Source organism: Spirosoma aerophilum (assembly GCF_054782495.1).
On the sequence record NZ_BAAGSJ010000013.1, the window covers coordinates 2,023,841 to 2,035,587 of the forward strand.

The following is an 11,747-nucleotide window of genomic DNA, read 5'->3' on the forward strand; positions in this document are numbered from 1 at the left end:
AAAAGTCAAAAGTTAGCTGCGTTGTTTCAGGGCTACTCGGGCTTCGGGATCATTGATGTTCGTTAGCTCCCGACGATCCGGGATGGTAAGCATGTTCACATCGTTCTGGAGCAAAAGCTGCCGGGGTGAAACCGCGCCGTTCTGAAACGCCTGATACAAAACTGGGCCAAAAGCTGGCTCGTAAATCCCTAGCAAGGGCTCGGGAGACTGTCCATCCGAATCATAGAAAACAGTAGCCATTTTGTCCGCTGCGCGATTCATCAGCAGCGCATCGAATGTTCTGGCTGTCAGCAGGGGCATGTCGCAGGCCACGACCAGCCAGGCGGTTGAGGGGTCGGTCTGAAACGCCGATAATATACCGTTCAACGGACTTATCAGGTTGTATAAATCAACAATAACAGGCTGCTTTATCTCACTCAACTCCATCGCCTGGTCGGCATTTACTGACCAGAAAACCGATTTACAATAGGGTTTGAGCAGGTCGGTGAGGTGTTCGCGCTGGGGTTTGCCGTGGTAATCCAGCAGCGACTTATCCTGCCCCATCCGGGTACTTCGCCCCCCGGTCAGGATGAGTCCGTTTAGGTCAGGCACGGCGAAAGTCCCGTTTACCGCCCGTTTTCTCCATCAGCTTGGTCTCCTTAATAATGATGTCGTGCGAAAAGGCTTTGCACATGTCGTAAATCGTCAGAGCCGCTACAGACGCCCCTACCAGTGCTTCCATCTCCACGCCGGTTTTTCCTTCGGTCGAAACCAGACAACTGATGATCGCATCATCACCATCTGTCGTAATCGTGATCTGGCAATTGTCCAGGCCAAGGGAATGGCACAGCGGAATCAGGTCATCGGTCCGTTTGGCTGCCATTGTGCCGGCAATGATGGCGGTTTGAAAGACAGGTCCTTTTTTGGTAGCAATGTCAGCTCCGCTCAGGTGCTGCATGATATCGGGACCAAGGGTTACCACGGTCTGGGCACGAGCTGTCCGGCGGGTAACGGTCTTGGCTCCCACGTCAACCATCGACGGGTTTCCCTCGGCATTGAGGTGCGTAAAAGAACTCATTGCGTTTCTGTAAAATGATTTCGACAAAGATACCGTCTACAGGGTAAGTTATCATCCGAAACGACCTAATGTCGTTCGCGAGCAATCGGATTTGATTAGAAAACAGCGCTTTACCTCCATTTCCCTACCCTTCAGTCGTCAACACATTGGTGTTGACCCGCCCGGGCTGGCTGTAAATATTGAAGCGATTATCGCGAACGAAACCGGCTAAGGTCATATGGGCTTCTTTCGCCATTTGGACAGCCAGGCTCGATGGAGCACCCACAGCTGCCAGCATTGGAACACCTGCCAGCCAGCTTTTCTGGATAAGCTCCACACCAATACGACCGCTCAAAAAAATACCGAATTGACTGAGCGGCAACCAGTTTTGCCAGAAAGCTGCGCCAATAAGTTTATCCAGAGCGTTGTGTCGGCCAATGTCCTCCCGAACGATCAATAGTTTACCACTGGCATCAAACAGGGCTGCGGCATGAATACCTCCTGTAAAAGCAAAAGCCCGCTGCGTTTGGCGAACCCGGTCTGGCAGTGCATGCAGTATAGCGGACTCAACCGTGAGGTCAGCCGTGAGCGGACCGGGGGTTAGAGACATCACAGCGTCGATAGTGGCTTTCCCGCAGAGTCCACAGCTGGATGACGTAAAAGTATTTCGCTCCAACCTTAACCAGTCGACATGGACATCGGGGTGCAGCTCCACTCGAATTACATTGCCTTCTTTATCGGCTTCCTGAACACAATGTCGGCAGGAAACAATGTCGGCAGGCTGCTTGATGATACCTTCGGTAAATAGAAAACCCATGGCCAGCTCCTCGTCGTGCCCCGGTGTCCGCATGGTTACCGACACTGACCGCTGCTGCCGATCGGTGGCGGGGCCAAAGCCCAGCCGTATTTCCAACGGCTCTTCAACCGCCAGCAGATCAGGGGCTTCAAGTAAGGTTTCGCCGGTTATTTTATAGACGGTAACAGGAGCAACTATAGGCATTTCTGGATCATTTCAGTTAAAAGACAAAACGCTGATTTTTATGATCTTTATGAGTAAATATGATTTTTAATTAATTGAATGACAATCATATTTGTTCGTAAAAATCAGCGTTCCATTCCTTAACCAATTATGCCAAAAAATGATTAAAAACTAAAGGAAGCGGATGCTTTTAACGCAAACGAGCTGATGGGTATGCCGTTCGGGCCATCGTCCAGGTAAGTTAATCGGTGGATAGCCTGAACTCGTATAATCTTGAATATATTATCGATGCCATACCCTACTTCCATGTAGGGTTTGCTCCCCTGAAGCGAACCAAAGTAAACGGGCCTCGACCCGCCGGGCAAGGCTCTAAAAGACTGAACGGCCTCGTTGGCTTTAGATTGTCCCCCCCAAAGCGCATCGACGTTAGCCACCAATCGCCAGTTTAATTTTCGAATACCGGGTATACGATTAAACAGCAGGCCCTCAAATCGGTGCTGAACGTGAACAGCGACATAACGATCACTGACAAATTCATAAAACTGCATCCGGTTAAAGGTATTGGTCGTCAGCAGCGGGGTTGGATTACCAATATGCGGAAACAGCAACGGAGCAGGCAGTACTGACGGTGTAAAGCCAGCTGATAACAGATACGTCATCCGGCCAAGTGGTCCTAACCGAAACGTTTGCTGCGCTCTTAAGGTAAGTCGATCGTAGTTAAAGTCGCCCCCTAATGATTTTGACCCGTGTGTATAGCGTATGGTCAGAACGGGTGCCCGTTTCGTGCCGAGCGTTATGCGTTCATTGCCATCCATGAGGTATTTCTCTTTCCGGGCCAGTCGGGCTTCAATGGACCAGAAGGCATCAAAAATATCCGTTTGTAAAGCTGACTGGTCGCCTAACTCGGGTTGTGTCCGAAAATGAAACGGGAAAAGCGGGTCAAAGGTCTTGGTGCCCATTGTAGCTGTCAGGAGAATGCCTTTTACCGGCTCTGTCCTAAAAAAAACCTCTTTCTGATAGCTGTGATAACCACCCCGATAACGGCCAAAGCGGCTCAAAGCGTAAAAAATCCGGTTCCCGCCAATAAGCTCAGGCGTCAGACCAAGGCGTTCCAGGTCATTAGCCAGACGCACCCCCAGCATGGTCCAGTGTTGTCGGGAGAACAGATAATCGATTTCGCCCCCGTACTTGAATTTCCCATCCAGCGTACCGTAGGCCGCATATCCCCGCAAAACCCAGTTTCGGCTGAACTGCTCGTTGGTCCGGAAGCCAATTCGTGTACGCAGGCCTTCCACACTATTGACAGCGAATAAATAGGGATACGGTCCAATATCGAAACCGCCGACTTTATAAAAGCCCGTAACGGCTACTTGTCCTACCGCTTCGGCCATCTTCACGGCAGGAACGGCGCGCAGTTTTTCAATGACCTGCCGGGTTTTCTGGTCTTCTTTATTCAGGGAGTCGGCCCCGGCAAGATGACGCTGCACGCTGTGCCAGTAGGCTTCGTTGGTTGTGGCCACCGTGTCACTGGGTTCAATAGGCTGCTCATAAAAACCTAATGGCCGGGGTCGATTGACAACGATATTGCTGTTTCTGAGTGTTACCTGAGCCCTCAGCCCCAGCGATTGTTTGCCAACACCCGTGAGGTCGGCTTTAAGACGAATACTCACAGGAAGCCAACCGGCAGTGGTCGACCCACCCGTTGAGTCGATGGTTGTTTCCAGTTCCTGTTCAATGGTCAGCGCTCGTACATAGTTCAGATTAGCGCCGTCGCCAATGCGGGTTTCAATCTGGCAAAGTGCGAAACTAGTGGTGTCGATCCAGGCCTTTCCGATAAAAGCAAGGTCCTCGGGCCGTTTGGGATCGAATTGAATTTCGTAACAGATATGGTCGCCAATCTGGGTAGTATCGGCCAGGAAAAACTCATACCAGTTTTTCCAGTTGTCGCCAATGGGTGACGCAAAGTCTTTCCCCAGAATCGGAATATAGTTGTCGTAAAAGTTCTGGCTGACCAGATTGGTACCCCCCAGTAATTGGGAGCTTAAACCAGCATCATCCACGGCTACACCCTTGATACGTGTTTTGCGAATGTCTTCGCGTTTGCGTTCAGGATTAGCTTTGTAATAATAGCGAGACACCGATTCGGAAGCCAATAGGGGTAATAGTCGATGGCCATCTTTATCAACGATCGAGTCATGTTTACTCATGGCCTCGTTGATTCGTTTGATAAGCGGATTTTTCCGCATGCGGTCTGTCACATGGCTTAGCGCAATATCGGTTTTTACGTAGCTATCGTACTCATAGGCCGACAATCGCTTTCGGTCATTGATCGAACGATTTTTACGCACCTGCCGAAGCACGCGCCAAGCTGGATTTTCGCCCGCTTTCACGGTCACCTCCTGTAAGGCATTACCTCCGGATTCCAGCTTAAAATCGACGGCCTGCGAGGTTCGTTCGGGGTCTATGGATTTGCGAAGTGTTTTGAAACCCAGCGAACTAACAGCTATTGAATCCGTCAGGATTTTAACCACTAAAGTAAAGCGCCCTTTATCGTCGGTGACAGTTCCCGACCGTCGTCCCACCAGCGCTACGCTGGCAAAGGGGATAGGCTCTCCTGTGTTAGCGTCTGTAACAAGCCCTGTAACCGTATAGGTAGTTTGTGCCATAGCGGCATTCCCTACTCCATTAAGTACTAACCACAGAAGAATAAAATAAAAAGGTAGTGGTGTCTTCAAGCGCTTTATGGTCTTTGTTGTCTTGTTGTGTAAGGCGAAGATACTATAAATACTATCAGCTATAAGTTACGTATCAACGCCAAATGTCATTAAAAGACGGTTAAACGGTAAAACTCCTGTCTGAAACAGCATATATGCATATATATTTTTTATTCGTTGTTACTAATAAGTACAACTAAGTATTTATGCTCAGATGTTAAACCAGCCGGAACGTATTTTGTATAGTCTATTCGTAGCTATTTATCATAACAGGTATTAAAACAGGTGAACGCTTTGTAAAAAAACTGACTTTTACCTGCCTTACAGAAAGGTTCCGCTTTATGCAGGAAGACGACTGAGGTTCTCCTTCCATACGCGCATGAAACGTTCCCTCATTATTTGCCTTGACAACTTCATTCTGAAATACAGTACAGAGAATAAACCCGCCAGGCTTAAAATGAATACACTCATCATTTAGGCTGATTATTATCTGCTACGACGCGCTGCGCAAAAAAAGCCGGACTTTCGATCCCGATTCATCCATATAAAGGGCATAAAAAAAAGGGAGACTTTCAATAGTCTCCCTTTTTTTTATGCCCTGTGTCATCCTTTTCGAAACGCCTGAATGGTAACGATGGTAGGCGCTGATTGATAAAAATCGAATAAAGACTTCCCAAGCAGCTCATGACTGATCGCATTCAGGTGCTGAGTATCGTTTGGTAAGAAGTATTCTTCGCGGGGCCGAATAACCTGATCGGTATCGAAAACACTCACCAAACGCCGGTCGGCCTCCCGGAGTAGAACCGCCCGACTTCGTTTGCGCAACCAGCGGCTAAATGGATCCATGTGCGGAAAGGGAGTCACCATCAATACGTTATGGCGGTACGGCCGAATCTGATTGAGTAATACAGAAATAGAGGTCAGCTCGTGCGGAGGTCTTATAAACGAGAGGCAAGCCGCTCGAAGTGCTTTCAGGCGATTACCAACGCCGGGTCGGGAAAATTTTGACAGACCCGTCAAGGTAGGGACACTTATTCCCGGCGGGCGGGCGAACGGTGATGAGGCCGTTTGAATGAGTGTATGGTCGAGTTGCAGTACGATAAGATCGTACCGATTTAACGGAAGTTGAGACAGTGTTGCAATGGTTTGTGCCATCGTCAAGTGGGCATACGCTTCGACCGATACAGCTCGTCCGGCCTGGCTGATTTGCCGAATAAAATGGCCTATGTAACTCAGGTGCCCGCTCGACAGCCCGTAGCCATAGGTATGTTCATCGCCAATCACTAAAACCTTCATTCGTTAACCACAACGGGGGAGTAAGCCCATTTACAAACTATACGTACCTGACGGCATAAGCGTTGCTTACTGAAAAAAAATAGTTAATAACCAGACCATCAGGTGCAACGTTATACGTTTCGAATGCGTAGTCTGTATGTAGTGGGCATGTTTATATAAAATCCGATCGAACCTTGTTTTTCCGAAAATCGTCTCCGTTCGCCGACAATGACCTTTTGAGTGTCATTAGGGCCTGCCGTGCCAACGATCCTCGTGCGCAGCGAACGCTGTTCAAGCAGTTCTTTGGGTATGCCAAAAGCATCTGCCTACGGTACACATCGAGCGTAGAGGAAGCCGAGGATGTACTGAACGAAGGATTTTTAAAAGCATTTCAACATTTAGACAGTTATGACGAAACATTACCTTTCAAAGCCTGGCTACGCACTATTTTAGTTAATACAGCCATAAGTCACTACCGAAAAAACCACCGTTTCGAGCAGCACGCTTCGCTGGAAACGGGCGAACAAGTAGCCTTTGATGAGGATGTAGTCGATCAGATTGCTGCTGAGGAGATCCTGGCGTTGGTGCAGCAGTTAACCCCAACGTACCGAACTGTGTTTATGATGCATGTGGTAGATGGGTATACGCTCCACGAAGTTGCCGGCATCCTGAGCCATAACGAAGCAACCGTTCGTTCCAACTTCGCCCGAGCCCGGCAAAAATTACAGGTACTCATCAAACAAGCTCACTATACTAAAACTGGCTCAACGGCCACATTTCCGTATCATGAAAACTGACCGATTTTCCGATATTATCCGGCGAAAACTGGAAAGTATTCGGCCGGAATTTTCCGAAAAAGACTGGACCCGGATGCAGGCTTCTCTGCAAACGGGAATACCCCAGCCTGCTACTCCGCCCTCGGGTAATCCGTTTAGCGGTGGCCTGTGGACAGCAAAACCCTGGTTACTGGCGGCTGCCACTATCAGTGCGATTGTCCTTGTCAGCTATGGCTACTGGCAGCATCAGGAAATCAATCAATTGCGCCAGACGATAGGCGAGCTCAAAAAGCACCCGACTCCGCAAAGAACGACAGAGCCGGCTACTCCATTGACAACCGAACGTGAAACCCTGTCACTCGCGCAACCAGCCAATATTCCAACACAGCCGGACACTAAACAGCCGCTCGCCGAACAAAGTGAATCGGCCACCACGACTGATATCAGGGCAGGAAAACGCGGGCAACGAGACACGGTATTTATCACCCGCTATGTGGCCGTACCCACGAAATCGCCGGGGATACCTCCTGAGGAAATCAGCTCTGCTGAACGGCTTCGAACGGTTCCCGAACAGCGCTATTCCAATAATAACCGTGTAAAAAACTCAACGGCTCAACCAGATCAATCGGATAATTTAACCAGTAACCCGACAACAAACGCGTATGGTGAACCCTCTACTCCTATCAATGCAGTACATGAAAACACTGGTAATTCTTCTGTCGTAAACACAAAGTCAAACCGCAGGTCAACCCGCGAACGCAGACAACAGGGCGATTTTGTTATGGAAACCCGGCAGGCAAAAGGTCGACGAGACGCACCGCTCAATGTTTACGGCAAGCCCGAGAACACGGCTGCTGATGGAGTTGCCAATCTGACACCTTCTACAACAGAATCAACAGTACCAAACAAATCATCGATAGCGACAAACTTCGAGTTGATCAAAAATACCCCATTGACCATCCCCAATACCAATTGGAACGGTATGCTAGCCCAGCGCGCCCGACGGATGCGTCCGGCAAGAACAACCGTTGTTGCTGGTGCTGAGCCGGAGAAAGCGCCGGAAAGTCAGCCGGTTGTCCGGCTATCATCCCGCTTCCGCGTGGGTGTAGGTGGCGAAGTGGCTTCGCGATTATTGAGCGCCGGTGTGTTTACTGAACTACTGCTGGGCAAACACTGGATGGTTGGCGTAGGCATTAGTCAGGCAACGCACACGGGTGATCGATTCGTCAATGAATTTGATTTTGATGAACGAACGCGCCGGAATTTCCGTAAAGAATTCGCCCGTGACATCGACCCACGTCGGCCAATTGCCAATATCGACACCCGTACGCATAGAATACAGATACCGGTCGCTTTAGGATACCGGATTTCCTTGAATCGTTCATTGATGTTCGTGCCTACGGTTGGTACTTACCTGAATCTGGCCAGTACTGAAAATGCGACGTACTATTGTCCGGGAATCATTCCACAGCGTGTTTATGAAGAGATTACATCGACGGGTAGACGCCCGGTTGATTTAATCAATAGCCTGGCACTCAGCACCGGTCTGGAATGGCAGGGCGGTCACTGGGTTATTCAGGGCAGCCCCGTGCTAACCATGCCTGTCAGAACCAGCCTGTCACTGCCCGATCCGAATTGGCAGCGATCGGCAACGGTTGGCCTTCGGGCAAGGCTGCTGTACCAGTTTTAACTCAGGACAAAAAACGAGCGCTGACCCATGGGCCAGCGCTCGTTTTTTGTCCTGAGTTACCGGGATTATTTATTGGCGGCAATCCGCCAGATTCGGCCACCGGCGTCATCGGCTACCAACATCGACCCGTCGGGCAGCACGGCAATACCAACGGGTCGGCCGTAAGCATCCTTATCCTGACCCGTCAAAAATCCGGTCAGAAAATCTTCCGGTTTACCGGGCTTACCTTCCTCGAATGGTACAAAGACCACTTTATATCCCGAGAACGACGACCGGTTCCAGGAACCGTGCTGACCAATAAAAGCCCCATTGCGGTACTTTTCCGGGAAAGCCGTTTTATCATAAAAAGCCAATCCAAGTGAGGCCGTATGAGCACCCAGCGGCACATCAGGAACAACAGCTTTTTTGACCAGATCAGGGCGTTCACCTTTCCGGCGGGGGTCTTCATTCTGACCGAAGTAGGCATACGGCCAGCCATAAAAGGCTCCTTCTTTCACGCTGGTCAGGTAATCGGGTACAAGCTCGTCGCCCAGTTCATCACGCTCGTTCACGGCGGTGTACAGTGTTTTGGTGGTGGGCTGCCAACCCATACCGACGGGGTTCCGCAGACCACTGGCATAAACTTTCTCACCCGTTCCATCCGGATTAATTTCGAGAATATTCGCCCGGCGAATTTCATTCTCGATGCCATGCTCGGCCACATTACTGCCCGAACCTACCGAAACGAAAATTTTCTTCCCATCGGGATCAGCCAGCAAATTACGGGTCCAGTGATTGTTGTAGCCACCAGCGGGTAAGCTCAAAATCTTTTTGCCGGGGGCGGTTATCCTGGTCTGTCCGGGTTTGTAGGCATACATCATAATGCCATCAGTGTTGGCCGCGTAGAAATTACCGCCCAGCACCAGCATACCAAATGGCTGATTCAGCCCTGTCAGAAACGCTTCTTTCACATCTGGTTTACCATCCTTATTGGTATCGCGGAGGAGTGTAATGCGATTGGCACTGGCTTCCGTCCGCTCCGAATTACTTTTGCCCGTAACGGCGTTCACCACTTTCGTTTTAATACCCTTGCGTTCGGTATTGGACTCGGCCACAAAGACATCGCCGTTTGGGGCAACGTAAATCCAGCGGGGACTGGCTAAGTCGCGGGCATATTCTGTAACGGTAAAACCGGCAGGTGCTTTGGGCGTTTTCCCTTCCGGCCAGCCAACTACGTTACTGAACTTCTGGCTCGATTCGGTCGCATAGGGAGCCGGTAACTCCAGTGTAGTGTCAACGGTAGCCACCGTTTCGCCGGTTTGACTGGCTTCTTTTTTCTGGTTACACGCCAGCACGGCAACGGACAGCGCAGCAGCTGACAGTAGTATTCTTGTCGTTTTCATCGTTGAGTTGAGTCAATTTTAGCATTGTTTACTCAACTGCCTGAACAATCGTTTGGTTATGGATTGTCCTTTTTAGCCGCCAACTCGGTGCCTTGAACAGCCATCGTCAGGCTTGTCACGGCTTTCGAAGCGGCATCCCGAACGAAGGTGATGATGGAGCCGTAGGAGCTGGTAGACTGATACGTATCGACTTTCGCCTGTTTGACCAGTTTGTTTTTCCCATAGGTATCCGCTTCGCCATATAGCTCACCTTTATCGGCGGTGACCGTAAACTTCTGGATCGGACTACCACTGGCAAACGTATACGAACCTGCATACGCTTTCAGATTCGCAGTGTCGGCCGGAGCGGTCTGCGCATTTGAATTTTTGACAACAGCCAGCAGACAAACAGTCAGCAAAATATTCAGTACATACTTCATAAGGATATGATGGTAAGGTTTAGGACTGACGAAGCCGGATAAGCCCCCGGACTACTTACAAGGTACGCAAAAATTTAGCATAGGGAATTGGGCCTTTGTAGAATACCTCGCTAACAGCATCCATACCGAAGCGCCGGTAGAAATCAGCGGATTCCAGTCGGGCATCGCACCAGAGTACCGTAGCCCCTAACCGTTTCGCTTCATCGATCACATGATTCAGGAGTAGTGTGCCTACACCCTGACGCTGGCAGTCAGGTCGGGCGGCAAACTTTCGAAATCGGCTTTCTGATCCGTTGACAAATAGCGAAATAACGGCAATCAGCTCGCCCTCCCGAAAGGCCCCGAAGTGGAACCCCTCATCGTCATTATCGACTTTCACATAGTCGAGGGGTTTATCGGGCCACAAAACCGAGTGTCGGAGCGGGTACGTTTCCTCGGCAGTAATGGGTTGAATATAAACCATATCAAAAGGGCAGCTTTCCTAAATCGACATTCCCACCGGTCAGAATAATACCAATCTTTTGTCCGGCAAACTGATCTTTGTGCTTCAGCACAGCCGCCAGTGGAACGGCGCAGGAGGGTTCGATGATAATTTTCATTCGCTCCCAGACCAGCCGCATGGCCGCGATAATTTCGGGGTCAGACACCGTCAAAATATCCGTAACGTGCTCGCGAATGATGGCTAACGTTCGTTCACTTAGGCTGGTCATGAGCCCATCGGCAATGGTATTGATATAGGGCGCTTTCTCGACATGGCCACTCTTAAAGGACAGGATCGCATCAGCCGCTCCGTCCGGTTCGCCAGCCACAACGCGGGTTGACGGAGACAGGTAATGCGTAGCCAAAGCCGTTCCGCTGAGCAGCCCTCCCCCACCCACGGGAGCCAGAATGACATCGAATGGCTGATCACGTCCAAAATCCTCGATCAGTTCTTTGGCGGCTGTCGCCTGACCGGCAATGACCCGATCATCATCGAAGGGATGAACAAGTACCGCACCGGTTCGTGCCATTACCTCCCGAACGCCGGCCTCGCGGGCATCCAGCGTCGGCTCGCATTCGATCACCTCGGCACCATAGCCAAGAACGGCATCTTTTTTAACTTGTGGAGCCGTGCGGGGCATCACAATATAGGCAGACATACCCACTTGCCTGGCGGCAAAGGCTACCGCCTGGGCGTGGTTACCCGAGGAGTGCGTAGTAATGGCTGACCCTTCTTTATTTTGAGCGACCTGCAATACAGCATTCAGGCCTCCCCGGGCCTTGAAGGCACCGATTTTCTGAAAGTTCTCGCATTTAAAAAACAACTCCGCTCCCGACCGCTCGTTAATGGTTTGATTGGTAAGCACCGCCGTGCGGTGAATATGAGGGCGGATGCGGTCGTGCGCTTCCTGAATGGTTTCGAGCGTGATCATTAGGGATGAAAGGGATTAAACAGGCCAGCGCCCATAGGCTCCAACTGGTTGAAGGCGTACACAC

The 11,747-nt window shown here is 50.4% G+C and carries 11 protein-coding genes; 2 read left to right on the forward strand and 9 right to left on the reverse strand.

The window, feature by feature from the left end:
- Nucleotides 1–12: 12 nt before the first annotated feature.
- The 5 genes from ACYVK4_RS19770 to ACYVK4_RS19790 all read right to left on the reverse strand — a co-directional run bounded on the left by ACYVK4_RS19770 (nt 13) and on the right by ACYVK4_RS19790 (nt 6,025).
- Nucleotides 13–591, reverse strand: a complete 579-nt coding sequence (locus ACYVK4_RS19770) for an NTP transferase domain-containing protein (protein WP_461129250.1) — start codon at nt 589–591, stop codon at nt 13–15.
- Nucleotides 584–1,057: a cyclic pyranopterin monophosphate synthase MoaC gene (gene moaC / locus ACYVK4_RS19775; RefSeq protein ID WP_461129251.1), complete on the reverse strand. Its 474-nt coding sequence runs from the start codon at nt 1,055–1,057 to the stop codon at nt 584–586. The genes ACYVK4_RS19770 and moaC overlap by 8 nt, the downstream gene beginning before the upstream one ends.
- A 124-nt stretch (nt 1,058–1,181) precedes the next feature.
- Nucleotides 1,182–2,036 (reverse strand): formate dehydrogenase accessory sulfurtransferase FdhD, encoded by an 855-nt coding sequence (gene fdhD / locus ACYVK4_RS19780; RefSeq protein ID WP_461129252.1) that lies wholly within the window; start codon nt 2,034–2,036, stop codon nt 1,182–1,184.
- A gap of 143 nt (nt 2,037–2,179) precedes the next feature.
- Nucleotides 2,180–4,681, reverse strand: a complete 2,502-nt coding sequence (locus tag ACYVK4_RS19785; RefSeq protein ID WP_461129253.1) for a DUF5686 and carboxypeptidase-like regulatory domain-containing protein — start codon at nt 4,679–4,681, stop codon at nt 2,180–2,182.
- 651 nt (nt 4,682–5,332) lie between these two features.
- Nucleotides 5,333–6,025, reverse strand: a complete 693-nt coding sequence (locus ACYVK4_RS19790) for an SGNH/GDSL hydrolase family protein (protein ID WP_461129254.1) — start codon at nt 6,023–6,025, stop codon at nt 5,333–5,335.
- Between the two features lie 173 nt (nt 6,026–6,198).
- Between ACYVK4_RS19790 and ACYVK4_RS19795 the strand changes: the two genes are divergently transcribed.
- On the forward strand, nt 6,199–6,801 hold the full coding sequence (locus ACYVK4_RS19795) for an RNA polymerase sigma factor (protein ID WP_461129255.1): 603 nt from the start codon (nt 6,199–6,201) through the stop codon (nt 6,799–6,801).
- A complete protein-coding gene (locus ACYVK4_RS19800) occupies nt 6,791–8,470 on the forward strand; it encodes a hypothetical protein (protein ID WP_461129256.1) in 1,680 nt (559 codons plus the stop codon). The genes ACYVK4_RS19795 and ACYVK4_RS19800 overlap by 11 nt, the downstream gene beginning before the upstream one ends.
- 65 nt (nt 8,471–8,535) lie before the next feature.
- On the opposite strand, the gene ACYVK4_RS19805 is transcribed toward ACYVK4_RS19800, so the two are convergent.
- Genes ACYVK4_RS19805 through ACYVK4_RS19820 form a run of 4 tightly spaced genes read right to left on the reverse strand, consistent with a single transcriptional unit; the run spans nt 8,536 to nt 11,683 of the window.
- A complete protein-coding gene (locus ACYVK4_RS19805; protein WP_461129257.1) occupies nt 8,536–9,852 on the reverse strand; it encodes a PQQ-dependent sugar dehydrogenase in 1,317 nt (438 codons plus the stop codon).
- 56 nt (nt 9,853–9,908) lie between these two features.
- Entirely contained in the window at nt 9,909–10,271 is a 363-nt protein-coding gene (locus ACYVK4_RS19810) for a DUF3471 domain-containing protein (RefSeq protein ID WP_461129258.1), read from the reverse strand.
- Nucleotides 10,272–10,326: 55 nt separating this feature from the next.
- Entirely contained in the window at nt 10,327–10,734 is a 408-nt protein-coding gene (locus tag ACYVK4_RS19815) for a GNAT family N-acetyltransferase (RefSeq protein ID WP_461129259.1), read from the reverse strand.
- A 1-nt stretch (nt 10,735) separates the two neighbouring features.
- Nucleotides 10,736–11,683, reverse strand: coding sequence for a threonine ammonia-lyase (locus ACYVK4_RS19820; protein WP_461129260.1), 948 nt, complete (start codon nt 11,681–11,683; stop codon nt 10,736–10,738).
- Between the last annotated feature and the right edge of the window lie 64 nt (nt 11,684–11,747).

Excerpts from the sequence above, each read along its gene's own strand:
- moaC (WP_461129251.1), bottom strand. The coding sequence starts at position 1,057 with ATGAGTTCTTTTACGCACCTCAATGCCGAGGGAAACCCGTCGATGGTT.
- fdhD (WP_461129252.1), bottom strand. The coding sequence starts at position 2,036 with ATGCCTATAGTTGCTCCTGTTACCGTCTATAAAATAACCGGCGAAACC.
- ACYVK4_RS19785 (WP_461129253.1), bottom strand. The coding sequence starts at position 4,681 with ATGGCACAAACTACCTATACGGTTACAGGGCTTGTTACAGACGCTAAC.
- ACYVK4_RS19790 (WP_461129254.1), bottom strand. The coding sequence starts at position 6,025 with ATGAAGGTTTTAGTGATTGGCGATGAACATACCTATGGCTACGGGCTG.
- ACYVK4_RS19800 (WP_461129256.1), top strand. The coding sequence starts at position 6,791 with ATGAAAACTGACCGATTTTCCGATATTATCCGGCGAAAACTGGAAAGT.
- ACYVK4_RS19805 (WP_461129257.1), bottom strand. The coding sequence starts at position 9,852 with ATGAAAACGACAAGAATACTACTGTCAGCTGCTGCGCTGTCCGTTGCC.
- ACYVK4_RS19810 (WP_461129258.1), bottom strand. The coding sequence starts at position 10,271 with ATGAAGTATGTACTGAATATTTTGCTGACTGTTTGTCTGCTGGCTGTT.
- ACYVK4_RS19815 (WP_461129259.1), bottom strand. The coding sequence starts at position 10,734 with ATGGTTTATATTCAACCCATTACTGCCGAGGAAACGTACCCGCTCCGA.
- ACYVK4_RS19820 (WP_461129260.1), bottom strand. The coding sequence starts at position 11,683 with ATGATCACGCTCGAAACCATTCAGGAAGCGCACGACCGCATCCGCCCT.